Below are 24,527 nucleotides of genomic sequence, written 5' to 3'. Positions count from 1 at the left end.
TAATCTAACCAATAATGAACTACATTCAGTGCTCAAGCGTAAGAAGATGAAGGGGTTGTTGTCCATGTCAGATCAAGAAAACCGTATTCTGGTAGTCGACGATGAAGAACGCATCCGCCGATTGCTTAAAATGTATCTGGAAAAAGAAGGATATGAAATCGATGAAGCCGAGGATGGAGAAATCGCTCTGAAAAAAGCGACCGCCAACGATTACGGCTTGATTCTCCTCGATGTGATGCTGCCGGGAATCGACGGGGTAGAGGTATGTAACCGTCTTAGACAAGTGAAGTCGACGCCGGTGTTAATGTTGACGGCCAAAGGGGAAGAGATCAACCGGGTGCAGGGATTTGAAGTCGGTGCCGATGATTACGTCGTCAAGCCGTTCAGTCCCCGCGAGGTGATTTACCGGGTCAAAGCGATTATGCGCCGCGCTTCGGCGACAGCCTACTTGACCAAGGAAAACGGTACTAGCAACAATATCGTGTTCCCTCATCTCGTTATTGAGCATGACGCTCACCGGGTTACGGCCAGCGGGCAGGAAGTCAGCTTGACGCCGAAGGAATATGAACTGCTGCATTATCTGGCAGTCTCCCCGGATAAAGTGTTCTCCCGGGAAGAGCTCTTGAAGGATGTATGGAACTACGAATTTTTCGGCGACCTGCGTACGGTCGATACGCATGTGAAACGCCTTCGCGAGAAGTTGAACAAAGTATCTCCGGAATCCGCAGCCATGATCACGACGGTATGGGGCGTAGGTTACAAGCTGGAGGTAGCGAAATAAGTGAATTTCTTAAGAACGCTTGTCGGTAAGCTGTGGATTACGATCATTTGTCTGGTGGCATTTGTCCTCCTTTCCGTGGGATTGTTTTTTCTTCCCTATATCGATACGAATTTTACGAATCCGGGAGCCATCAAAAAACTGTTCGTCCTCGTTTCGATGATCGGCTTCTCGCTGACAACGTTCTTTGCGTTATTTTTGATCACCAAAATTACGCAGCCGATGCAGCGGCTTATTCAAGCCACGGATTCGATTCGCAAAGGGAATTACGACACCCGGCTTTCGCTGAAAACCAGCGACGAGATCGGCGTGTTGTCTAATACGTTCAACCATATGGCCGAGGAATTGGAGAAGACGATCCGAAGTCTGAACCATGAAAAAGAGCACCTATCCAGCGTGCTTCGCAGCATGAATGATGCGGTTATTACCTTGGACGGGAGCGGCTATGTCATATTGACCAATCCCCCGGGTGAACGCATTCTGCAGATGTGGGGCGATTTGCCGGATGAGGAAAGCGAAGCGGCGGAAACCGTTCAGGGCTCATTGCAAAAGATTCCGCGTCCGCTTCAGCAGATGTTTCGTAAAGTGCTGGATCAGGAAGGCGACCAGAGCATGAACATCCATGTAAAAAAAGGCGTCTGGTCCGTGCATATGGCCCCCCTTGCTTCGGATGGAGGCATTCGCGGGGCGGTAGCTGTTCTGCGCGATGTTACCGAAGAAGTGAAGCTGGAAAAAATGCGCCGGGATTTCGTAGCTAATGTTTCGCATGAAATCCGGACACCGCTTTCGATGATGCAGGGATACAGCGAAGCGTTGCTTGACGGAATGGCGACATCTCCGGAGGAGAGCGCAGAGCTGGTCCAGGTTATTCATGATGAATCGCTTCGAATGGGGCGGCTTGTCCGGGATTTATTGGACTTGGCCCGTATGGAGGCTGGTCATACCGATATGACTATGCAATCTGTGGATATTCGGGAGCTCGCCGAACGCGTATACCGCAAATTTCTCGTACGCTCGAAGGAGAATGACATCGCTTTGCGGCTGGAGCTTAAGGACGGTGCCCTGGAACTCCAGGAGGCGAACGAGGATCGTCTGGAGCAGGTGCTGACGAATCTGCTGGACAATGCTTTCCGTCATACTCCTGAAGGCGGCACGATCTCTATTGAAGCGGGAATGGCTGAAGGGGGACATGGATCCGAGCTGCACTTGTCCGTTAGAGACAGTGGAGTCGGGATTCCGGCGGACGATTTGCCGTTCGTCTTCGACAGATTCTATAAAGCCGATAAAGCACGCGTCCGCGGTGAAACCGGAGGAACGGGGTTAGGCTTGTCCATTGTGAAGAACATTGTCGATTCCCATGGCGGCTCGATATATGCCGAGAGTGAAGTGGGGAAGGGAACCGCATTTCATATGCTGCTGCCTGTCGAAAAGCCGCAATTATCGTAAAAATGTAAAAACACCCTTTGTAAAAAGGGTGTTTTTTTGTTGAACCGAAGAGATTAATCTTGTTCAACGTGGAACATATTGGATTGAATCTTAGTTCAGAGACTTATTATTCAAAAGCGATTTGTTGAGCTTTGTTGACTTCAGCCAGCTTGGTCAGCTCAGCAAGGACTTCCTTAGGCGTTTCTTTATCAACGGTGAGCACCATGATCGCTTCGCCTCCAACGATTTTCCGGCCAACCTGCATCGAAGCGATGTTGACATCGTTTTTGCCGAGCAACGTGCCTACGCTGCCGATAATACCCGGCTTGTCGTTGTGCGAGATGAAGATCAGATGTCCTTCCGGAGCGATGTCAACCGGGAACTTATCGATTTGAACGATCCGTGCGCCGTACCCGTTCAACAGCGTACCCGCGATGCGGCGTTCTGCACCGTCCTGGGTTTTAAGCGATACGCTGATCAGGTTGGTGAAGCCTTTGGTAGCCGAAGCCTGGGATACGACAACGTTCACGTCGCGGGCTTTGGCGAGGTGCATCGAGTTGACGATGTTGACGTCATTTCCGAAATGGCGCGACAGCACACCTTTAATGATATAACGAGTCAGTGGCTGAGTGTCGACTTCCGCCAAGTCGCCAGCGTAATCGACATGAATTTCCTGAACCGCCACATCGTTGAGTTGAGCCAAGAATGCGCCGATCTTTTCACCGAGCTCAAAGTAAGGCTGAAGCTTGTTCATTACGCTAGGAGCTACCGGAGGCATATTCACGGCGTTCTTGAACGGTTCGTTGCGCAAAATGTGCAGAACTTGCTCCGATACGTCGATAGCCACATTTTCCTGGGCCTCAATTGTGGATGCGCCGAGGTGAGGAGTAACGATGACTTTCGGATTGTTCAGGAACGGGTGATCCGCTTCCGGCGGTTCCTTCTCGAATACGTCAAACGCCGCTCCGGCTACGATCCCTTGATCGATCGCTTCAACAAGCGCCATTTCGTCAACTACACCGCCGCGGGCACAGTTGATAATGCGCATGCCTTTTTTCATAACTTCAAATTGAGGACGCGAAATCATATGCTTCGTTTCCGGTGTCAACGGCGTGTGAACGGTGATGAAGTCAGCGTTCCGGACGATATCGTCCACCGAAGCCAGCGTAATTCCGAGCTTCTCAGCACGCTCTTCCGTCAGGAACGGATCGTAGCCGAGAATATCCATGCCGAACGCTTTTGCACGCTTTGCGACTTCGCTGCCGATCCGGCCCATGCCGAGAACGCCGAGCGTCTTGTTGCGCAATTCCACGCCCAGGAACTTGCGGTCCCATGTGCCTTGGATCGTCTTGGCGTACGCTTGCGGAATGTGACGGGCCAGCGCCATCATCATAGCGAAAGCATGCTCGCAAGTTGTGATCGTGTTGCCATCGGGAGCATTGATGACGACAATCCCGCGCTTGGTAGCCGCTTCGAGGTTGATGTTGTCAACGCCGACGCCTGCGCGGCCGATAACTTTGAGGTTTTTTCCGGCTTCCATAATCTTCTCGGTTACTTTGGTCTGGCTGCGGACGAGCAGGCCGTCGTATTCGGCGATGATAGCAACAAGCTCATCCTCGCTAAGTCCTGTCTTTTTCTCCACGACGACGTCGCTTGCGTCCATGAGCTGCTGAATTCCCATGTCGCTGATTGGATCCGAAACTAATACTTTAAACATGATTTCTAGCCTCCTAATTTGTCTTTTGTTTATAGGATTGCTTCTTCGGGATTGCGGACTGCCCGCAGCAGCCTGCATACCCCTGGAAGCATTACCATACGCACTTGCTTTTCTCCATTACCGTTACACTGTGCCAAAGGATAGAGATAGATGAGCACCGCAAACAAAGAATTTGGCGCGATTGGGCGAAAGGTACTAAAAAAACTCCCAATCCGCATACTACTGCCGTAGTAAGGGACGAGAGTTGTTCGTGGTACCACCCTAATTCACTGGACCTTTGCAGGTCACAGCCTCAATGTCATAATGACGGAATGATAACGGAATTATTCCGACTGCGCCTACAATCTGATAAGAGGTTCAACGCAGTGACTCAGGATCGCTAAAGTTGTCGTTCCACTGCCGGTTTCCAGCACCACCGGCTCTCTGGGAGCTTCCGGACGACTTTGTTTCCTTCACAGTTTTTTGCGAAATCTAATTTTTCATAATGTATCATGCGGCGTCAGAGGTGTCAATACTATTTCGTCCGATCGGTTTCGGGCGCAGGGAGCGGCCTTGAATCCGACCGGTTTTTTGGGTATGATTTTATTAATGTCGAATTTGCTCATTTCCGGACGAGCCGGGTATTTTTTTGCCTTTGGCTAACTGATTGACTTATTGACTTGTATTTCTATTACAATAGACAGGGTTTGACAAAATTATGAAAAAATTCAAATTCGGCAAAGTGAAGATCCAGAGAGTGGATCCCGCTCAGATTGATGACCGTTTGCTATTGATCAATCTTTATTTTACTCAAGGTTTAGCTTTGTTTATTGGACTGATTATTCTCTTTTTTCAAAAAAGAAATCCGCTTACCGTGCTGAAATTTCCGCAGACCCCGGAATTCCTTTATTGGGGAGTAGGCCTTGCGGGGTGCATGCTGGTCATTGACTTGCTGCTTTCAAAAATCGTCCTTGAGGAAGCTTTGGATGATGGGGGAATCAATACCAAGCTGTTCCAAGCCCGCCCCGTGTGGCATATCGTTTTGATCGCTTTCGTTGTGTCGATTTGTGAAGAACTTTTGTTTCGCGGAGCGATTCAGCACGGTCTGGGACCTTACTGGACCAGCATCCTGTTTGCCGTGATCCATATCCGTTATCTGAAGCACTGGATCCCGACGGGCTGGGTGTTTGCCAGCAGTTATGGCCTTGGATTTATCTACGTACAGACAGGGACGCTGTGGGCCCCGATCGTCTGTCATTTTCTCATCGACCTCATCTCAGGACTAGCTATCAAATATCGGAGGGAAACATGAACGAAAGGCTGAGCAGATCGGAGCGGCATGCACGAAACCGCAGCTCCGCTAATGGGACGCGTAAAAGGACGCGCCGAATCGAGGCGTCCGAAACGCTTGAGCGTAAAGCATCGGGGACATCCTATGTTGAAATGGCGGTGTCTTCAGAAACCACACCAATTATCAGTGATACCGAATATTTCACGGAAGGCAATGAATCTGACGTGAGCGAACTGCCGACGAGAAAAGAGATGTTCCCTTCCCAGCGTATCAAAATTACCAGATGGTTTTACAATTCGTTATTGTACATATTCATCGCGATCATGATTTATTTGCTGTGGTGGGGGATCAGTGACTCTCCTTGGGGAGAAAGCCATGGTCTCTAATCCGGGGTTGCGCTTGATTTGCAAATCGGATATACTGTGAAAAATTTAAAATTCTTAAAATGCCGATGATGAGCATCCAACTCGGAGGCGTTTTCGCCAAGAAAATCAAACCGAATTTTCTAAGTTTACCGGCCCGCCCGTTATCGCGGATCCAAAGTGATTGCAGCCGTATGCGCTGCAATAAGTTGGGTGGCACCGCGAGCAGAGCGCTCCTCGTCCCAAGGATGAGGGCGCTCTTTGTGTTTTTTTAAGAAAAGGAGCGGTGGTAATGCTTGATATTCGGTGGATTCGCGAAAACGCGACACAAGTACAGGAAGCGGCCGATGCAAAAAGGTTGAACCTGTCGGTGGAGGAACTTTTAACGTGGGATGAACGTCGGCGTCAGCTGTTGCAGGAATCGGAGGAGTTACGAAGACGGAGAAATGAAGGGTCGAAGGAGGTAGCTATAGCGGCCCAAGCTGGCGAATTGTCCAAGATGGAGAGCATGAAAGTATCGCTGAAGGAATTGAACGGGCAATTGGAAGAAGTGGATAAGGAATTACAAACCGCGGAATTGGAATTCAACCGGTTGATGCTGCTTGTTCCGAATGTACCCTCGGCCGATACTCCGGCTGGGGCAAGCGATGCCGACAATGTGGAGATCAGGAGAGAGGGGGATCTGCCGGTCTGGAATTTTGCGCCTAAAGATCATGTGGAGCTTGGCGCGCTGCACGGAATGATTGATATTCCCCGAGGGGTAAAGGTGGCTGGCAGCCGCAGCTACTATTTGAAAGGACCGGGCTTGCTCCTTCATCGGGCCGTACAGCAGCTTGCACTTGATCTGCTGCTTGATGCGGGTTTCACCCCGCTTGAGGTGCCTTTGCTCATGAAAGAGGAGCAAATGATTAATACGGGGTATTTTCCATCGGGGAGGGACCAGGCCTACTCGGTAGATAATGAAGGAGCATGGTTGGCTGGAACAGCGGAGGTGCCGCTTGTTTCGTATTACGGGGACGAAATTCTAGATGTGAAGGAGCCGATCAGATTGGCAGCTGTGTCGACCTGCTTCCGTAATGAAGTCGGTTCGGCGGGACGGGATGTTCGGGGATTATACCGGGTTCATCAGTTTTCTAAAGTAGAAATGGTAGTGATTTGTGAGCCGAACGATGCCGTCTCGGATTCGCTGCATCGCGAAATTACCGGCCATGCGGAGCGGCTACTCTCGCTGCTTGAGCTGCCTTATCGGGTGATGGCTGTCTGTGCCGGCGACATGTCGCCTAAGACGTTCAAACAGTATGATATTGAAACCTGGATGCCCAGCCGGGGCGATTTCGGGGAGACTCACTCGTCTTCGAACCTGCACAGCTTCCAGGCGCGTAGGTCCAATATCCGCTGTCGTGATACCGATGGACGGCTTGTATTCTGCCATACCCTCAACAATACGGCGGTAGCGTCGCCGCGCATCCTGATTCCGCTGCTGGAGAATCATCAGCAAGAGGATGGGTCGATCTATATCCCGGAGGCGCTTCGTAATTATTTGGGCGGAAGAGAGTTGTTGGTTCCCGGTCTTGTTGAAGCAAGGAACGACTGACTTCTTAAAGAGATTCAAACCCAGGGGACCTCAAGCGCAGCGCTTGGATGGATCAACACGGAACTGAAGTACAACAATTTCAGGATTCGTGCTGGATGCAAATAACTGTAAAACTTACAGTTATTATCCGATAGAAAGGCAAATTGAGTGAATTAACTGTAAAACCTCCAGCTATTCAGCCCCATTTCCCGATGTAACAGGGATAGCGGTTAATTAACTGGAGGTTTTACATCTATTTTTGAATTTTGAATAAATTACGTGAAATTAACTGTAGAAAATCCAGTTATTTGAAGAACATGGCCTTTCATTATTCAGCCGTTTCCGGTTTTTCAGAAATGGTGCGCGGGTCCACAAAACTGTAGCCTTTGGCTTCCAGCTTGGTCAGGAGCTCATCGAGTGCCTCAACGGTCCAAGGAAGCTCGTGCATAAGAATATTGCTGCCGGCATGCAATTGATCCATGACGTTCTGGATCACTGCATCCGGCTTGTTTTTATTCTTGGAATCCCAATCAAGAGAGCCGTTGGACCAGGTCATGTAGATCATGTCATTCTCTTCGACGATTTGATGCAGCTTGTCATTCCCCGAGCCGAATGGCGGACGGAAAAAACGGGGTTTCTCGCCGATCGTTTCCTCGACAATGTTTTGAACGTCTTCGACTTGCTTCCGGGCGCTGGTTTCCGTTTCCTTTTTTAGATCGATGTGATCCCAGCTGTGATTCCCGATGATTTGACCGCGGTCATGGATCAGCTGCAATAGTTCGGGCTTCGATTTGACGCGGTAGCCGTTGACGAAGAAGATCGCTTTGGCGTTGTGCTTATCCAAGGTATCGATAAGACCGTCGATCATTTCTTGTTCTTTTGGTCCGTCGTCAAAGGTCAGCAGCACCACTTTCTTCTCGGTGCCCTCTTCATTGGGAACCACATTGTAGGCTTTGTTGATATGGTAGAGGTTTGCCGGCTGTTCTTGCCCATTTTGCTCGTCATCCTTGTTTTGCCCGTCGGTTCCTGCCGGATCGGTGCCATTCTCAGGTTCTTGCTCAGCCTCCAGATTTTGTCCGGTTTCCGATTCAGGTGACGTTGTCGAAGTGCCTCCGGACGGAAGGGCAGCGTTGGATTCGGTTGCAGAGGGAGTCGGTTCCGGGGTTTCCTGTTTTTGGCCGCAGGCGCTTAGCAGCAGGCATGCGGCTGCAAACAACACCAATTTTTTGCTGATCAAGTGGATCATCTCGCTTTCCTGTATTTATGCAGTATGAGTTTGTTTTAAAGTGCGAATAAAGTGGAGATACTAGTAATTTGTGAGTCGGAAGAGAGAATTGTTCCCCAGGGATGGATAAGTTAATTGCCCGTTCCGGGATTATCAGAAATGGTACGCGGATCCACGAAACTGTAGCCTTCAGCTTCCAGTTTGGTCAGGAGCTCATCAAGTCCCTCCACGGTCCAAGGGAGTTCGTGCATAAGGATATTACTGCCGGGATGCATCTGATCCATGATGTTCTGGATCACAGCTTCCGGCTTGTTATTCTTGGGATCCCAATCAAGCGAGTCGTTGGACCAGGTCGTGTAGATCATGTCGTTCTCTCCGACGATTTGTTGCAGCGTGTCGTTCACCGAGCCGAATGGCGGACGGAAAAACCGGGGTTTTTCACCGATCGTATCTTCGACGATGTTCTGTACGTCCTCGATCTGCTTACGGACGCTGTCTTCCGTTTCTATATTTAGATCGATGTGGTCCCAGCTATGATTCCCGATGATTTGACCGCGGTCATGGATCAGCTTCAAGAGTTCGGGCTTCTCTTTGACCCGGTAGCCATTGACAAAAAATATAGCTTTGGCGTTGTGCTTGTCCAAGGTATCGATAAGGTCGTCGATCATTTCTTTTTCCTTTGGACCGTCGTCAAACGTCAAAAGCACCACTTTCTTTTCGGCGCCCTCTTCAAGGGGAACTACATTGTTGGTATGGTCGATATAGTAAAGGTTTACCGGCTGCTCTTGCCCATTTTGTTTGTCATTGTTGTTTTGATCGTTGGGTCCTGCTGGATCGGTTCCATTCTCCTGATTTTGACCGGTTTCCGAGTCCGTTGACGTTGCCGAGGTGCCTCCGGAAGGAGCGGCAGCATTGGATTCAGTTGCGGAGGGAGTCGGTTCCGGTGTTTCCTGTTTTTGGCCGCATGCACTTAGGAGCAGGCATACGGCTGCAAACAGCAGAACTTTTTTGCTGATCAACTTTATCATCTCGCTTTCCTGTATTTATTCCGCATGAGTTTGTTTCATTGCGCGAACACTACAATTGATTCTAACATATCCAAGGAGGTTGTTTAGGTGAAATCTTCCTCATTTTTATGCGGTGTATTGTTTGGTGCCGTAGCCGCCGTCTGGGCATCGCGCCGCAAAGGTGGTCTGATGTCCATGATGAACGGAGCGGGGTCCGTTCTGAAGACGCACGAGACGAACTCGAATTCATCGCAACCCAAATCGTCGCAGGCCGCCACAGGCCAGGATAAGATCGGTGCCGCTGCAACGGCCCAGGTGCATCCCAGTCCGGTTTCTTCGACCCATGAGAATCATTCGAAGGAATACAATCTGAAGCAGATTACTGATTTTATTAAAGGCAATCCGGATGTCCGCCGCGAGGTCGACGCAATATTGAAGGAAACTCATTCCACAATCCCCGGTTTGTAATCCTTGCCCTGCATGAATCATTTTCGGTTTCTCTTTAGGGGAACCGGAAGTGATTCTTTTTTTGACTATTTTATTACGTGCATTTACCGAAAATAAATGATAACATACTTACAAAGAACCATTTCCAGCACACATTAGAGCAGGTTTCATAATCTGTTATAACAAGGTATGGAGAGGAGGATCCTGTATGAGGATTGAGAGACTTGGCCAGGATAAAATACGGATTTTCCTCACGTTTGACGATCTAAGCGAACGCGGTATTCAAAAAGAGGATATGTGGCAGGAAATTCCGAAAGTCCACGACCTGTTCACCGAGATGATGGACCAGGCATATAACGAAGTGGGCTTTGATGCAACTGGACCTCTTGCAGTGGAAGTGTTCGCCCTTCCTGCCCAGGGAATGGTCGTCATCGTTACACGAGGCAAATACGATCACCATCATTTTGGGGTCGGATCGCCATATGAGGATGAACTGCCCGAAGAAGTATATGAAATGGAAGTGACGCTGGAGCAGAGCGATACTATTCTCTACTCTTTCGATGATTTTGAAGTATTGATCGAAGCGGCTCACGTTCTGCGGCATATGCATGATGAAGCCGGCAGACTGTATAAATATAACGGGAAATGGGTTCTGAGGCTGGAACCTGACGAGCTTGACGAAGGGAAGATCCCGGCTTTGATTGCCGTTTTGGCCGAATTCGGCGAGGCAACCTCGCTTACCCCGGCTATGCTGGACGAATACGGAGAGGTAATCATGGCCGAGAATGCGATCGACGTCATCTGCAGCCATTTTAAACGTCAGGATTAATGTCATTCCATGAAAATAGGGATGGCATACAACATGGGAGATAAGGGACGGTCGGATGACTGTAAGGGGGGATAACCGTTGCTCTTTTTCTCGATTGCCACGGCAGCGGTTGCTCCCGGTATCGCGCTTTTGACCTACTTTTATTTGAAGGACAAGTATGATGCCGAGCCGCTCTCTATGGTCATTAAAGTTTTTTTGCTTGGTTTCTTGATTGTATTGCCAGTTATGATCGTGCAGCGTGGATTAGCCCTTTGGCTCGGTGATGGTCCATTGATATCGGCTTTCGGTATTTCAGCCGGTGTCGAGGAGTCGTTAAAATGGTTCGTATTGTTCCATATGATTTATAATCATACGGAGTTCGACGAGCCATACGACGGAATCGTCTACGCTGCAGCGATTTCGCTAGGTTTTGCAACCGTTGAGAATGTGATTTTCGCCCTGGCGAGTCATGCTTCGATCGGGACGATGCTCGTACGCGCCTTGCTTCCGGTTTCGGGGCATGCGATGTTCGGTGTCATGATGGGCTACTACCTGGGCCGTGCCAAGTTTTCAACGGGCAGGAAGAGCCGAAAGTTTTTGCTGTACTCACTGTTGCTCCCCTTGTTTTGGCATGGGGTATACGACTGGATTCTTGAGAACGTATCGCTGTACTGGATCTGGTATATCATTCCGCTGATGGCCTTTTTATGGTATGGAGGTATCGGCAAGATGTACAGGGCTAACAATCGTTCGCCTTTCCGGATTACAGAGGCGAGAGGGCAAGATTAAAGTTGAATTAAAGAGGGCATCCTTATTTTAGAAGCAAGGCTACTGGCCGCTGTTCTGGAAGGGGTGCCTTTTTGGTGCGGGTAAAAGTGAAAATCATCTGTAAAAATTGCGGGGAACGTTTTATTCTCCGGGGCAAAAAAGAAAAGGGGCAGGTCGATACGGGCTTTAAGCAGTGCATCTGCGATAATCGTCATCGGTTTGATATTGAGGAGGAGGCGCTGTAATAAACGGCGACCTCCTCTTCTTGTTTATTAACTGCACGCTCTGAATGCATAAACCTTCTATCTTCTTGTCAAACTATCCTCAGACAGTTGAAGAAGGGAGTGCGTTTAAGGATGTATAAACGATTGAGTGCTATTTTATTTCCGATCGCCGCGATTCTATTGATCGGTTCGCTGGTCTGGGGTTATCAGGAGAACCAGGAGAAAAACGCGATTTTGATTAAAGCGGAGAACCAATACCAACGGGCGTTCCATGATCTGTCGTACCACGTGGACAGGCTTCATAGCGAACTCGGCAATACACTTGCCGTCCATTCCGCTTCTACAGGGGCCCATCGCAAGGGACTCGTCAACGTTTGGAGAATTACGAGCGAAGCTCAAAATGAAATTAACCAGCTGCCGCTGACATTGCTGCCTTTCAACAAGACCGAGGAATTCTTATCGAGAATCTCCAAGTTTTCTTACCAGACTGGGGTTCGTGATTTGACGAAAGAGCCGCTTTCGGATGGAGAGGTTAAAAATCTGAAAGAACTGTACAAAAGCTCCGCCCAAATTTCAAAGGATCTTCAGGCCGTTCAGAACAAGGTTATCAATAACCGCTTGCGGTGGATGGACGTAGAGACCGCACTGGCGAGCGAAAAAGAGCCGCGGGACAATACGATCATCGACGGTTTTAAAACCGTGGACAAAAAAGTGAGCGAATATCCGGAACTGGACTGGGGACCGTCGGTTTCCAGCATGTACAACAAACGCTCGGTGAAAAAGCTGGGCGGAACTCCGGTCACCGTGGATAAAGTCAAAGCTGATGCTGCACGTTTTACGGGTCATAACGATCATGGAGCCATTAAAGTGGTGGAAAACGGCCGTGGAACGGAATGGGCTTCATTTACGGCTCAAGTTCATGGAAATCAGGGGGATGTTAAGACTCTCGATTTCACAAAGAACGGAGGTCATTTGATCTCTTACTCCGACAGCCGGACGATCGGGCCGAAATCCGTGAACGTCGCAGCAGCGAGAGGACAAGCGGAGAAATTCCTGAAAGATAAAGGCTTCCAGGATATGACGCCGGTTACGTATGACGAGTATGACAATATCGGGACCTTTACCTTTGTAAGTAAACAGGGTGATATCCTGATCTATCCCGAGAAGATTACCGTCCGGGTAGCGTTAGATAACGGCCAGGTAGCAGGCATGCAAGCCAGCGACTACGTTTACGAGCGCGAGAATCGGGAGACTCCGGCAAAACCGAAATTGACGCTGGAACAGGCACGTAAGTTTTTGAACTCGGATTACAAAGAGAAATACCACCGTCTTGCGCAAATCGAAAACGATATGTCGGAGAAAGTGACGACTTACGAATTCGGAGGGTCGATCAACGGCTCGGATTACAAAATTTTCATCAATGCCGAGACCGGCGGCGAAGAGACGATTGAAGAAATTCGCAATGCCCGTCAGGCTGCGCCTGCACGATCATAAGCCAAGAAGGGGAACATCCGCTGTCGGATGCTCTCCTTTTTGTATTTTTCGACCCCGATTAAAAATCTCGCTCCAAAGTCTCGCCCTCATGATATAATTGTTCAATATGCAGCAAGATTTCATTAAGGGGTGGGTGGGAAAGTTGTTGCCTAAAGTAAACGATCTGGTCTATATCCAAGTCGCCTCTGCGGATAATAAGGAAACGGATAAAGAATGCAAGTCCAGAATTGCCGATGTCGAGGAAGAGTTTTTTCTGATCGAGATGCCGATCGAAATCGGAAGCGGGCGAATCAAGCGACTGTTTGTCGGGGACGAGCTCTCTGTTTATTTCTTGACTGATGCCGGTGTAAAAAATTATTTCAATACATATGTGCTTGGGTCCGTTGACGATGTCGTGCAACTGATCCGGATCCGCAAGCCGGAGCCGGAATCGATTACCAAGATCCAGCGCCGGAATTTTTTGCGTGTCGTCGCTGAATTGGAAATTGCCGTAAAGTTGAAGGACAACACCCGTTTTGTGGCGCATACCGACGATGTCGGCGGTGGCGGGGTTTCTTTTTTGTGTGACGGCAAATATAAATTGACTCAAGGGGATCAGTTGTTTTGCTGGCTGTTGATACAATATAAGAACGGTTCAATCGAGCATGCGCCCTTTGAAGCGGAAGTGGTCAGGACTAAAATGCTGGAGACCGGACGAATGTTGGTTATGTTGAAATTCGCCAGCATTTCGGATATGGAGCGGCAGAAAATTATCCGCTATTGCTTCGAACGCCAATTCGACTTCCGGAATCGGTAATTTTTTTATTTAAGAAAGGAAGCGTATTTCCTTCATTTGGATATGCTATGAATGCAGACTGTAGCGATCGAAAGAAGGAGGGCTTTCATGCATAAAGGCGAAGAGGAACAAGACTATACGGCGCTGTTTATAAGCTTCTCGCAACAAGCCGAATTATGGATGATGCGATTGCTGATCTGTCTCATTATAGCCCTATGTCTATTCCAGGCGGCGTTGACGATACCGGGTTTTCGGCATTTGCTTTCTTCGGCTGAGAAGTTTGAAGGAGTGCCTGTTCAGCGGCTTGATCGTCACTAGTAAACAATTCCAATGTACTCAAGGCTTTTGCATCCATTTGCTATGTGTGGTATAATTTTCACGTCGCAGGCAATGCCTGCTTTTTTCTTGAGACCGTGTTTTGAGGAGGAATGCCCTTTTGGCAAGCGGAGCGTCATCATCTTATGGCAAGATCAACATCGCGATTGACGGGCCTGCCGGGGCAGGCAAAAGCACCATAGCCCGCCGGGTTGCCGGCTTGCTGTCTTATGTATACGTCGACACCGGTGCGATGTACCGTGCGGCGACCTGGTATTTTAATCAATTGGGGATTGAACCTGAAGATGAAGAAAAAGTGCTTCAAACTTTACCCAATCTGGTTATTGAATTAATACCAGGAGAGAATGGACAGCGGGTACGGGTCAATGGTCAAGAAGCGACGGAAGAAATTCGTTCCTTGGCGGTCAATGCCAAAGTATCCCGATATGCGCAAATCGAGGGGCTGCGCAACAGGCTTGTCTCTCTTCAGCGGCAAATGGCTTTGCGTAAAGGCGTCGTGATGGATGGACGCGATATCGGCACTACGGTTCTTCCGGATGCTGAAGTCAAGATATTCATGACAGCCAGCGTCGAAGAACGGGCGCGGCGGCGCTACAAGGAAATGAAGGAACAGAATCAGATTACAATGGAGCAACTCATTGCGGATATGTCCGAACGGGACCGGCTGGATCAGGAAAGGGAAATTTCCCCGCTGCGCCAGGCAGAGGATGCCGTATTGCTGGATACCACGAACATGACGCTGGAAGAAGTTGTCGAATCCATCGTTTCCATGTGCAGAACTTTTGTGAGAGAGAGAGAACTGGGATGATCTACGGTTTTTGCAGAGGCGCGCTTCGCCTCATCTACAAACTGCTGTTCCGTTTGGAGGCAAGCGGTTTGGAACATATCCCCGCAGAAGGGGGCGTTCTGCTCTGTTCCAACCATATCAGCTTATTGGACCCGCCTACTATAGGCATATTGCTGAAGCGCAAGGTCCATTTTATGGCGAAAAAGGAACTGTTCGATATTTTCGGATTCGGCTGGCTTATCAAGCAGCTGGGAGCATTTCCCGTCAAACGTGGCGGCGTAAGCAAGGAATCGATTAAAACCTCCCTGTTGCTGCTCCGCGAAGGACATGTAATGGGAATTTTCCCGGAAGGCACCCGGAACAAGGGTGAAGACGAAGGGGTCGGCAAGAGGGGTGCGGCAACTTTTGCGCTCCGAAGCGATGCGGCCGTTATTCCGGTAGCTATCATTGGAAATTATAAGCTTTTTAGAAAAATGAGAGTGGTTTACGGAGCTCCTGTCGATCTGACGGTTTTTAAGGAAGAAAAGGGCCCGGATTCAGCTGAATTGGCAACCGCGGCGATCATGTCCCGGATTGCGGAGCTTAAATCACGAGGATAAGGATGTCTCATGCATGAAGGCAGGGGGCATTTGGAAAGCTAGGATTGAATAGTTTTGAACTTCGCTATCAGCGGGTTTAAATAAATGGGTTTTTCTGAATTGAGGAGGGTATTCACATGTCGGAAGAAACAAAGAATGAATTGGAAGCCGCTGAGGTGGCAAGCCAGGAAGAATTGGAACAAATCGTATCCTTGAAAAAAGGGGACACCGTTAAAGGAACGATCGTCAAAATCGAAGATAACCAGGCTTATGTAAGCATTGGATATAAATACGACGGCGTTATTCCTATTCGCGAGTTGTCCTCTGTCCACCTGGACAGCGCAGCTGATGCCGTTGAGGTTGGTCAAGAAGTGGAAACCAAGGTTGTCAGCATCGACGACGAGAAAGAACGCCTTGTTCTGTCCAAACGTGCGATCGACAGCGAGAACGCTTGGGATGAGCTGCAAAAACGCTTCGACAGCCAAGAAACTTTCGAAGTAACGGTAGCCGACGTAGTTAAAGGCGGAATCGTAGCGGATGTAGGCGTACGCGGATTTATTCCTGCTTCGATGGTTGAACGCCACTTCGTTGAAGATTTCAGCGACTACAAAGGCCGGACTCTTCGCGTTAAAGTGAAGGAAATCGACCGTGAGAACAACAAGGTCATCCTTTCCCAAAAGGATGTACTTGACGAAGAGTTTGAAGCTAACAAGCTTCAAGTAATGGGACAATTGAAAGAAGGCGAAGTTCTCGAAGGTACTGTTCAACGCCTGACTCAATTTGGCGCATTCGTAGACGTAGGCGGAGTAGACGGTTTGGTTCACGTGTCCGAAATCGCGTGGAATCATGTCGATAAGCCTGCTGACGTTCTTTCCGAAGGCGACAAAGTGAAAGTAAAAGTGTTGAAAGTGGATCCTGAGAAAGGCAAAATCAGCCTTAGCATCAAAGCGGCTACTCCAGGTCCTTGGGAAACGGCTGCCGAGCAATTCCACACCGGCGACATCGTGAGCGGCGAAGTGAAGCGTCTCGTCAATTTCGGTGCATTCGTTGAAATCGCACCGGGCGTAGAAGGACTCGTTCATATCTCTCAAATTTCGCATAAACATATCGGCACACCGCATGAAGTGCTGAAAGAAGGTCAATCCGTTCAAGTGAAAGTTCTGGATGTGAATCCGGGCGAGAAACGGGTAAGCCTCAGCATCAAGGAAACCGAGGAAGCTCCTGCTCCGACTCCAAGAAGCGAAAAGCCTTCCAAGGGCAGCAGCGTAAGAAAAGAAGATTTGGGAGACAACCCGAATGTTTCGTTGAGCAACCAAGGTCTGAGCATCACGCTGGGCGAACGTTTCGGCGACAAGCTGAGCAAATTGAAATAGTCTTGACATAGGCAGGCTACGGATCGGCGGACCCTTTGAAGCGGGTTCGCCGATTTTTCGTTAGCTTTGTTTTATTCATGGCACCGTTAGCCAATTGATCTTTTTTTTGCTATGATGATCTAGGTATAACCTGAAATCGTCATGAAAGATTAAAATATAAATACATTTTGTAGGAGGTATGTGCATGGCAAGACCTGTTGTGGCCATTGTAGGCCGGCCGAATGTCGGGAAATCCACGATATTCAACCGGATCATCGGCGACCGCTTGGCCATTGTGGAAGACAAGCCGGGGATTACGCGCGACAGAATTTATGGCGCGTCGGAATGGAACGGCAAGCCTTTCAGTATCATTGATACCGGAGGCATAGAGCTGGACGATGAGGAACCGATTCTGAAATCGATCCGCATGCAAGCGGAATTGGCTATTGAGGAAGCGGACGTCATCGTCTTTATGTGTGATGCCAAAGCCGGGGTTACCGGATCCGACGAAGAAGTCGCCGGGATGCTATACCGTTCGGGTAAACCGATTGTCGTTGCGGTAAACAAAGTGGATAACATCGGCCGGATGGACAATATTTATGAATTTTATAATTTAGGTTTCGGGGACCCGATCGGGGTATCCGGGAGCCATGGTACGGGAATCGGCGATTTGCTCGATGCCATCACCGATAAATTGCCGGAATTGCCGGATGATGAATATGAAGACGATGTTATCCGCGTCGCCTTGATCGGTCGTCCGAATGTCGGCAAATCCTCTCTGGTGAATGCGATCCTCGGCGAGGAACGCGTTATCGTTAGCGATATTGCCGGAACGACGCGTGATGCGATCGATACGCCGTTTGAGAAGGATGGCCAGAAATACGTCCTTATCGATACGGCTGGGATGCGCAAACGCGGCAAGGTATATGAAACGACCGAGAAATACAGCGTGATGCGGGCGATGAAGGCGATTGAGCGGGCGGACGTGGTGTTGGTCCTGATTAACGGCGAAGAAGGCATCATCGAGCAAGACAAGCACATTGCCGGATATGCTTATGAAGCGGGTAAAGCATCGCTGTTTGTAGTCAATAAATGGGATGTCGTCGAGAAGGACGATAAGACGATGCACCAGTTTGAACAAAAAATTCGCGATCACTTCCTGTTCATGACCTATGCTCCGGTCGTGTTTCTATCCGCGAAGACGAAGCAACGGCTCCACAAGCTGCTTCCGGTAGTACAGCATGTTGCCGATCAGCATAACAAGCGGGTGCAGACGCATCTGTTGAACGATGTCGTATCCGATGCGATTGCAATTAACCCTCCACCTACCGACAAAGGGCGGAGACTGCGGATCAATTACGTCACCCAGGTTACCGTGAAGCCTCCGACGATCGTGGTGTTTGTCAATGATCCGGAGCTCATGCATTTTTCGTACGAACGGTACCTGGAGAACAAAATCAGAGCAGCTTTTGATTTTGAAGGAACGCCGATCCGGTTGTTTACGCGGCGTAAGTCTGATGAAGGTTAGGGGAGTAGAAATCAAGTGATTTTACCCATCATTGGAATCATTGCAAGCTATTTGCTGGGCTCGGTCAGTTTTAGCGTCGTCCTGGCGAAGGCTTTAAAAGGAATCGACATACGTCAGCACGGGAGCGGTAATGCGGGCGCGACCAATACGCTGCGCGTGCTGGGCAAAGGACCGGCGATCCTCGTGCTGGCACTTGACGTGTTGAAAGGGATCGCGGCCGTTTGGCTTGGCCGTTGGCTCGGCGGCGGGTCGGAATGGGCGGCCGCGCTGTGCGGCATCGCCGCCATTATGGGGCATAACTGGCCGCTCTATTTCCGCTTTCGCGGAGGTAAAGGCATCGCCACGACTATCGGGGTCATGGCGACCCTGGTCTTTTTACCCGCATTATTTGCGGGAATTATTGCGATCCTATCCATTGTGTTTACCAGATATGTTTCGCTGGGTTCATTGATTTTCGTGTTTTTGACGCCGGTCTTTCTTGCGGTGACAGGTGAATTCGGACCCTATTTTTGGACTAGTCTGATCATTTGCATATTCGCCTTTTGGAGACACCGCACCAATATCGTGAAAATCGCCCAGGGTAAAGAGAACAAACTGGGCTCCAAAGGAGGAAAACGCGTTGTCTGAAAAAGCTGCTGTGCTAGTGGCAGGCAGTTGGGGAACGGCGCTTGCCAGCGTTCTTGCTGACAAGAACATGGATGTGGCCGTATGGACCCGGAATGAAGCGCAGAGAGATGAAATTAACGGTCTGCACCGGAACGAGCGCTTTTTGCCGGGGGTAGAGTTGCCGCCCAATTTGCATGCGACTACAGAGATGGAGGAAGCGGTTGCCGGAGCTAAAGCGGTAGTGATCGTGGCCCCGTCATCCGCTGTACGGGAGGTAACCCGCTCGTTAAAACCATTCTGGCATGAAGATATGCTGGTGGTTCATGCGACGAAGGGGTTTGAAACGGAGAGCCTGAAACGGATTTCCAACGTGATTGCGGAAGAGCTTGAATGCAGCGAGGACCGGATTGTCGTATTGTCCGGACCAAGCCATGCGGAGGAAGTCGTCAAACGTTGTCCGACCACGGTCGTGGTTGCTTCTATGGACGAAACTCATGCCAAGGCCGCACAGGACTTGTTCATGAATTCCTATTTCCGCGTATACACGAACAGGGATATGGTCGGCGTGGAGTTGGCCGGAGCTTTGAAGAATATCATCGCTCTTGGTGCCGGTATGTCCGACGGGCTCGGTTACGGCGACAATGCCAAGGCTGCACTGCTCACCCGCGGATTGGCGGAAATCACCAGAATCGGCGTTGAAATGGGAGCTAATCCTCTTACTTTTGCAGGACTTGCCGGCATCGGTGACCTTGTAGTGACGGCGACAAGCCGACACAGCCGGAACTGGCGCGCAGGGTTTATGCTCGGGGAAGGCAAATCGGTGGAAGAAGTGCTCGGCTCCATGGGCATGGTGGTCGAAGGTATTCGGACTACGAAGGCAGCCCATACGATTTCAGAGAAGTACCAGGTTCAGATGCCGATTGCCAAACAGCTCTATCACGTGCTTTTCGAGGGACTGGATCCAAGAACCGCCGTGGAGGCACTTATGGGTCGGGACCGCAAGACCGAGATGGAAGTAATGTCTCTGGAAACCTGGGAGCAGTGGCATACTTAGTTTGACTGATCGAAGTCCTAGGCTCCGCGGGAATCGTAATCCGCAAGGGCCTAGGACCTTTTTCGTCTCCGCCTCATAAACTGATGGAGAGGACAATGGAGGAGGCGAATATATGGGCAGAGTATCCAAGGACGCTTTGAATGCGATCAATAAAAAAACCGGGAAAAACATATCAGAAGGCGCGGTCAAAAAGCTGGCCAGCACGGTGAAGCCCTCAACGATGCAAAGTGAGGCTGAGCTGAGAAAGCTGATCAAGCAAGTTTCCGCCATGGCCAAAGTGCCTGTTTCGGAAGATACGATTAATGAAATCGTCGGGGCCGTTAAAAAGAGCGGCATGAACCCTTCCAATATGGAAGCACTGATGAAAATGATGATAAAAAAATAAGATTGCTTTTAAAGGACTTCCCGAAAGCCATCATAGGCCCAAGGCAGTCCTTCTGCTTTTTCAGGATTGGTTGTTCAATAAGTCATCTTTTGATCACGAAGTGTATCAGGTAGCATACCCGACATCGAATCTTGAATTCAGGCGGGCCTTCCGGTGCTCACGTAGGTTTTGCCTACGCTCCGCTCCTCAGTCCCCCCTTCATCCAACCTTCTCGGTGCTGAAAAGCCGACTTTTTGAACTCATATTATAGTAAAAGAATGCATGCAAGTATTCTGTCAATTTGAACGCGTAGCCTGTTTAAGATGTAGATGCTATAATATTCATCATATGAATGCCGTGAAAAAAAGATTGGGAGTGTAATGTTCATGGACGCAATGACAAAAATGTGGTTATCCTTGGCAGCGATTCTTGTAATGGGCTTGTCTGTCTTTTTGATTACGTTTGCGCGGACAAAAACGAAAGGGGTTCTTCGGGGAGTACTGTCGCTGATCGCATTTGTAATTATGCTGACCGGCTTTTTGGCAGGTATCGTTTCCATAACTTAAGGCCCGGACAGAAAGAGAAGAGGATAGGAATATGATGATGGAGATCGAAAGCCCGGGGGAAATGTACCCGAAGGTCAATCAGGCGATTCAAAAGCTGTCTCAGGTCTGTAAGGATGCCGAGGGAAGCTGGCTGCTGGGAGGAAGTTGCGCCCTATGGCTGCAAGGCGTGCCGCTCTCTGCCGCACCCAGAGATATTGATATTTACGCCGATACACAGCATGCCGGCACACTGCACAGTTTATTGGAAGCTTTCGCGTTGGACGAGCCTGAGCTGGATGAGAGCGGATTGTATAAATCCCGTTTAAGTCATTACAAGCTTGGCAATTTGACGCTCGAATTGGTCGGCGGATTTCAGGTGAAGACAGAGGGTGCTCTGTATCGGACGGAAGTTGCCGATATTCTTGCACCTGCGGCCGGAACGGTTTCATTGGAATCTGAGGTCGTAATGCTGATGCCATTAGCGCATGAGTTTATTTTTAACGTGCTAAGGGCGCGGCCTGACCGTTATTTGCCAATAGCCGGAGAGATCCGAAAGAATCCGAAACAGCATTTACCGTTGTTGTTCCTCCTGTTAGAACGGAATTACTGGACATTCGAAACGATTGCCAGAATGGCGGAATTGCTGGATCAGCCGCTGCTTTCGAGCCGGTGGGGCGAACTGGGTAGCCATGAAGCATAAGGAGGGTCCGGTGGAGACGCAAATCACATTTTTACCGCAGAAAAAGACGTTGAAAGTCCGACCCGGCTCAACTGTTCTCCGGGCCTCGCGCGAGGCTCGGGTTCATATTGCGACCCGGTGCGGCGGCAATGCCGGCTGCCTGATGTGCAAGGTGAAGGTGGCTCCGGATCAAGCGGACGCACTGACGCCGCCGACGGAAGCTGAACGACGGAAGCTGGGTCCGCTGCTGAACCAGGGGATCCGTCTGGCTTGCCAGGCTAACATCATCGGCTCCGCCGTAGTCGAGCTGCCCGAAGATCCGCTTAAGGCGGCGATCCGAAAACAGCTGGAGCGGCAAAACGATGATGATCTATGGTGAACAATAACAATAACATATAGCAAAGGATGAAGGCACTTTGGAATGGCGTGGAAGAAAACGACGGTACCTCGTATGGGCTCGTCCCCTATGCACAGCAGTCATGCTTGCCGTTTTTGTTGGAATGCTTGCCGGCTGTCTCTACCCCGGCGAAGAGCGGCAGGAGAGAAGGGTCTCCTACCTTGAAAGCGTTGACAGAATTCAACGGGCTGTGGACCAGTTCCAAGCCGATCAGGGTATTTTGCCGATTATCACCGCAGGGCAGGAAACCCCGCGTTATGAGAAGTTCCGGATCGACCTGGATCTGCTGAACAAACAGGGGTATATCGATGAGATTCCGACGACCGCTTTTGAAAAAGGCGGCAGCGCTTATTTTTTGATTATCAATGAAGAATCCGATCCGGCAGTAAAAGTACTGGACTTGCTGACGACCCAGAAGATTAACGACGTCCAGCGGTTGGTGGACAAATACCGTAACTCGCAAAATGGCAAACTCCCGGTAACATCAGAGGAAGAAACCTACCCCGGGCTATTCACGGTCGATCTGAAGCTGGCCGGGGCACAGGATTACAGTCTGAAGAGCGTGTATTCCGGTCAGTCCCAGGACTATCTGGTAGACAAAGACGGACGGGTTTACGCGGACTATGCTTTTGACATTATGCAAGCGGTGGACAAGTCGGAATCCTCTCCGCAGGCGGATAAGGATTTGCGGGAATATCTGACCGAACAATCTTTTTTTGTGCCGGTCAAATCGCTTCCGTACCGTATGATCGATGGAGTACCGGTACCTCAGCCGGAATGACAAACATAAAGAAACGGAAGCTGTAGACAGTTTTAACGGTTTACAAGCATCCCTCGGGCCTAGCAACTTTGTTGCAGGCCTTTTTTGCGTTTCCTGTTCACATTCGCCCGGGCGCATAAGAATACATTTATAGATAGAGTAATATTATTGATTTATTACATACATAGCCAGTTTAGGAGGGAATTCCTTTGCTAGAAATCACAGAGAGCTGGGTAGATTCACTGGCTCCCAATAGTGCGGCCATTAAAAACGGACATGAGCTCGTAAAAAAAGGAAAGTTTACTGCATTTCATCAAACCGAGGACCGGCAAGTTTTGTTTGGGATCTGTACAGGCAGCGGAAAGACCCCTTATATCCCTTCGGCCGATTTTATGACACCCGGCAATCCGGTAATGCGCTGCACTTGTCCAAGCAGGCAATTTCCGTGCAAGCATGGACTTGGGCTGTTATATGCCTATGTGGAGGGCAAGTCCTTTACTCAAGCCGGGGTGCCGGAGGAGCTTGCCGCGAAGCGCGAAAAGGCGGGGAAACGGGAAGAAAAGAAAGCCAAAGAACTGGCCGGAGAGGCAGAATCGAAACCAAAGAAAGTAAATAAATCGGCGCTCAAGAAAAAGATTGCTGCACAGCTGGAAGGCTTGGACGTACTGGAGAGGCTGACGCATACCATGGTCCGCAGAGGCTTTGGCTCCTTGGACAGTAAGGAACTCAAGATGATTCAAGAGCATGTGAAGCAAATGGGAAGCCACTATTTAAACGGGGCGCAAATCCAGCTTCGAAAATTGCAATTGATTTTATCCTCAGAGGATAAAGAAAAAGCATATGCCCATGCTGCGGAGCAGCTTGCGGTGATCCATGCTTTTATTAAAAAAGGACGGGCGCATTTACTTCAGAAGCTGGAAGATCCGGAGCTTGCCCTGGATCATGAATCGACGATAGAAGAATGGCTTGGCCATGCCTGGCAGATTGCGGAATTAAGAGCAGCTAATTTGACCACACATGAAGTTGAAATGATTCAGCTATCGTTTATTAGCTATGATGACCCGAGCCGGCAAGAGTTTGTCGACCTTGGTTACTGGATTCAGCTGGACAGCGGGGAGATCCACAGCACGGTTCAATATCGTCCTTATAAAGCAGCCAAGCTGATGCGGGAAGAAGACAGTTTTTTTGATGTAGCCCGTATTCCCCAGCTTTACAGGTATCCCGGAGATATGAACCGACGAGTGCGTTATGAAAGCTTTACAACAAGAAAAATCGAGGATACGGATCTGTCCGGAGTCCTGAAATTTGCCGTGAACTCATACGCCGAAGCCACGAAAAAGGTGAAAAATCAGCTGAAAAACCCCTTGGCCGATTCCAATCCTGTAATGCTGCTTCACTCTGAAGAGGTGAGAGTAGATGAAAAAGGCAGGTTGTTCATCTCCGATTCCCGCGGAGAAAGTCTGGAACTACTTGATTTGTTTGAGATTTCCACCGTGCCCTTGCTTAAGGTTATACCCCAAGACCAACTGAAGGATGCGGTAATGCTTGTCTTATTCGATCATCATACTCTGAGCGGCAGATTGCGTGTTCAGCCGTTAAGCCTGCTTAACGGGAAGGAAATCATTCGTTTCATTTACTAAATAAAAGCATATGGAGGGACCGGGGCAA

At 49.6% G+C, this 24,527-nt stretch carries 27 protein-coding genes; 24 read left to right on the top strand and 3 right to left on the bottom strand.

Going from position 1 to position 24,527, the window contains the following annotated elements; translation table 11 throughout:
* Positions 1 to 64 precede the first annotated feature (64 nt).
* Positions 65 to 781, top strand: coding sequence for a response regulator transcription factor (locus KB559_RS06660; RefSeq protein ID WP_211020918.1), 717 nt, complete (start codon positions 65 to 67; stop codon positions 779 to 781).
* A complete protein-coding gene (locus KB559_RS06655; RefSeq protein WP_211020917.1) occupies positions 782 to 2,224 on the top strand; it encodes a HAMP domain-containing sensor histidine kinase in 1,443 nt (480 codons plus the stop codon). It abuts the gene before it with no gap.
* A gap of 106 nt (positions 2,225 to 2,330) precedes the next feature.
* On the opposite strand, the gene serA is transcribed toward KB559_RS06655, so the two are convergent.
* Positions 2,331 to 3,920, bottom strand: coding sequence for a phosphoglycerate dehydrogenase (serA, locus tag KB559_RS06650; protein WP_211020916.1), 1,590 nt, complete (start codon positions 3,918 to 3,920; stop codon positions 2,331 to 2,333).
* A gap of 697 nt (positions 3,921 to 4,617) precedes the next feature.
* On the opposite strand from serA, the gene KB559_RS06645 reads away from it, so the two are divergent.
* The 3 genes from KB559_RS06645 to serS all read left to right on the top strand — a co-directional run bounded on the left by KB559_RS06645 (position 4,618) and on the right by serS (position 7,146).
* On the top strand, positions 4,618 to 5,211 hold the full coding sequence (locus KB559_RS06645; RefSeq protein ID WP_211020915.1) for a CPBP family intramembrane glutamic endopeptidase: 594 nt from the start codon (positions 4,618 to 4,620) through the stop codon (positions 5,209 to 5,211).
* Positions 5,208 to 5,576, top strand: a complete 369-nt coding sequence (locus KB559_RS06640; RefSeq protein WP_211020914.1) for a hypothetical protein — start codon at positions 5,208 to 5,210, stop codon at positions 5,574 to 5,576. The genes KB559_RS06645 and KB559_RS06640 overlap by 4 nt, the downstream gene beginning before the upstream one ends.
* A 268-nt stretch (positions 5,577 to 5,844) precedes the next feature.
* Complete coding sequence (serS, locus tag KB559_RS06635) at positions 5,845 to 7,146, top strand: serine--tRNA ligase (RefSeq protein ID WP_211020913.1); 1,302 nt, start codon at positions 5,845 to 5,847, stop codon at positions 7,144 to 7,146.
* Between the two features lie 307 nt (positions 7,147 to 7,453).
* Here the strand turns inward: serS and KB559_RS06630 are convergent, their stop codons facing one another.
* Together KB559_RS06630 and KB559_RS06625 are read right to left on the bottom strand one after the other, a co-directional pair.
* Positions 7,454 to 8,362, bottom strand: a complete 909-nt coding sequence (locus KB559_RS06630; RefSeq protein WP_481856431.1) for a polysaccharide deacetylase family protein — start codon at positions 8,360 to 8,362, stop codon at positions 7,454 to 7,456.
* A 119-nt stretch (positions 8,363 to 8,481) separates the two neighbouring features.
* Positions 8,482 to 9,378 (bottom strand): polysaccharide deacetylase family protein, encoded by an 897-nt coding sequence (locus tag KB559_RS06625; RefSeq protein WP_211020911.1) that lies wholly within the window; start codon positions 9,376 to 9,378, stop codon positions 8,482 to 8,484.
* A gap of 87 nt (positions 9,379 to 9,465) precedes the next feature.
* On the opposite strand from KB559_RS06625, the gene KB559_RS06620 reads away from it, so the two are divergent.
* The 19 genes from KB559_RS06620 (at position 9,466) to KB559_RS06530 (ending at position 24,499) form a co-directional block, all read left to right on the top strand.
* The gene (locus KB559_RS06620; RefSeq protein WP_211020910.1) at positions 9,466 to 9,825 is read left to right on the top strand and encodes a hypothetical protein; all 360 of its coding nucleotides are present in this window, start codon (positions 9,466 to 9,468) and stop codon (positions 9,823 to 9,825) included.
* A 187-nt stretch (positions 9,826 to 10,012) separates the two neighbouring features.
* Complete coding sequence (locus tag KB559_RS06615) at positions 10,013 to 10,633, top strand: genetic competence negative regulator (RefSeq protein ID WP_211020909.1); 621 nt, start codon at positions 10,013 to 10,015, stop codon at positions 10,631 to 10,633.
* A 78-nt stretch (positions 10,634 to 10,711) separates the two neighbouring features.
* The gene (gene prsW / locus KB559_RS06610) at positions 10,712 to 11,401 is read left to right on the top strand and encodes a glutamic-type intramembrane protease PrsW (RefSeq protein ID WP_211020908.1); all 690 of its coding nucleotides are present in this window, start codon (positions 10,712 to 10,714) and stop codon (positions 11,399 to 11,401) included.
* Positions 11,402 to 11,487: 86 nt separating this feature from the next.
* Positions 11,488 to 11,625 (top strand): hypothetical protein, encoded by a 138-nt coding sequence (locus tag KB559_RS06605; protein ID WP_211020987.1) that lies wholly within the window; start codon positions 11,488 to 11,490, stop codon positions 11,623 to 11,625.
* A gap of 111 nt (positions 11,626 to 11,736) precedes the next feature.
* Positions 11,737 to 13,098 (top strand): germination protein YpeB, encoded by a 1,362-nt coding sequence (gene ypeB / locus KB559_RS06600; protein ID WP_211020907.1) that lies wholly within the window; start codon positions 11,737 to 11,739, stop codon positions 13,096 to 13,098.
* Between the two features lie 142 nt (positions 13,099 to 13,240).
* Complete coding sequence (locus KB559_RS06595; RefSeq protein WP_211020906.1) at positions 13,241 to 13,894, top strand: flagellar brake protein; 654 nt, start codon at positions 13,241 to 13,243, stop codon at positions 13,892 to 13,894.
* 87 nt (positions 13,895 to 13,981) lie between these two features.
* Positions 13,982 to 14,191, top strand: a complete 210-nt coding sequence (locus KB559_RS06590; protein ID WP_211020905.1) for a hypothetical protein — start codon at positions 13,982 to 13,984, stop codon at positions 14,189 to 14,191.
* Between the two features lie 118 nt (positions 14,192 to 14,309).
* On the top strand, positions 14,310 to 15,017 hold the full coding sequence (gene cmk, locus KB559_RS06585; protein ID WP_211020904.1) for a (d)CMP kinase: 708 nt from the start codon (positions 14,310 to 14,312) through the stop codon (positions 15,015 to 15,017).
* On the top strand, positions 15,014 to 15,595 hold the full coding sequence (locus tag KB559_RS06580; protein WP_211020903.1) for a lysophospholipid acyltransferase family protein: 582 nt from the start codon (positions 15,014 to 15,016) through the stop codon (positions 15,593 to 15,595). The genes cmk and KB559_RS06580 overlap by 4 nt, the downstream gene beginning before the upstream one ends.
* A gap of 116 nt (positions 15,596 to 15,711) precedes the next feature.
* Complete coding sequence (gene rpsA, locus KB559_RS06575) at positions 15,712 to 16,947, top strand: 30S ribosomal protein S1 (protein WP_211020902.1); 1,236 nt, start codon at positions 15,712 to 15,714, stop codon at positions 16,945 to 16,947.
* Positions 16,948 to 17,131: 184 nt separating this feature from the next.
* Positions 17,132 to 18,454, top strand: a complete 1,323-nt coding sequence (gene der / locus KB559_RS06570; protein ID WP_211020901.1) for a ribosome biogenesis GTPase Der — start codon at positions 17,132 to 17,134, stop codon at positions 18,452 to 18,454.
* Positions 18,455 to 18,469: 15 nt separating this feature from the next.
* Positions 18,470 to 19,081 carry a glycerol-3-phosphate 1-O-acyltransferase PlsY gene (gene plsY, locus KB559_RS06565; protein WP_211020900.1) on the top strand — a complete coding sequence of 204 codons (612 nt, stop codon included), beginning with the start codon at positions 18,470 to 18,472 and terminating at the stop codon, positions 19,079 to 19,081.
* The gene (locus tag KB559_RS06560) at positions 19,074 to 20,114 is read left to right on the top strand and encodes an NAD(P)H-dependent glycerol-3-phosphate dehydrogenase (RefSeq protein WP_211020899.1); all 1,041 of its coding nucleotides are present in this window, start codon (positions 19,074 to 19,076) and stop codon (positions 20,112 to 20,114) included. The genes plsY and KB559_RS06560 overlap by 8 nt, the downstream gene beginning before the upstream one ends.
* A 112-nt stretch (positions 20,115 to 20,226) precedes the next feature.
* On the top strand, positions 20,227 to 20,499 hold the full coding sequence (locus KB559_RS06555) for a stage VI sporulation protein F (protein ID WP_211020898.1): 273 nt from the start codon (positions 20,227 to 20,229) through the stop codon (positions 20,497 to 20,499).
* A gap of 365 nt (positions 20,500 to 20,864) precedes the next feature.
* On the top strand, positions 20,865 to 21,044 hold the full coding sequence (locus KB559_RS06550; RefSeq protein WP_211020897.1) for a DUF2768 family protein: 180 nt from the start codon (positions 20,865 to 20,867) through the stop codon (positions 21,042 to 21,044).
* 31 nt (positions 21,045 to 21,075) lie between these two features.
* Positions 21,076 to 21,723, top strand: coding sequence for a nucleotidyltransferase family protein (locus KB559_RS06545; protein ID WP_247681601.1), 648 nt, complete (start codon positions 21,076 to 21,078; stop codon positions 21,721 to 21,723).
* 10 nt (positions 21,724 to 21,733) lie between these two features.
* Positions 21,734 to 22,081 carry a 2Fe-2S iron-sulfur cluster-binding protein gene (locus tag KB559_RS06540; protein ID WP_211020896.1) on the top strand — a complete coding sequence of 116 codons (348 nt, stop codon included), beginning with the start codon at positions 21,734 to 21,736 and terminating at the stop codon, positions 22,079 to 22,081.
* A 37-nt stretch (positions 22,082 to 22,118) separates the two neighbouring features.
* Positions 22,119 to 22,880 carry a DUF3939 domain-containing protein gene (locus KB559_RS06535; protein ID WP_247681599.1) on the top strand — a complete coding sequence of 254 codons (762 nt, stop codon included), beginning with the start codon at positions 22,119 to 22,121 and terminating at the stop codon, positions 22,878 to 22,880.
* 188 nt (positions 22,881 to 23,068) lie between these two features.
* Positions 23,069 to 24,499: an SWIM zinc finger family protein gene (locus KB559_RS06530; protein WP_211020895.1), complete on the top strand. Its 1,431-nt coding sequence runs from the start codon at positions 23,069 to 23,071 to the stop codon at positions 24,497 to 24,499.
* The last annotated feature ends 28 nt before the right edge of the window (positions 24,500 to 24,527 follow it).

This window comes from Paenibacillus sp. Marseille-P2973, assembly GCF_018101095.1.
Classification (GTDB): domain Bacteria; phylum Bacillota; class Bacilli; order Paenibacillales; family Paenibacillaceae; genus Fontibacillus; species Fontibacillus vini.
The sequence above is the reverse complement of the archived record's forward strand: the minus strand, read 5'-3'. Positions and strand labels throughout refer to the sequence as shown.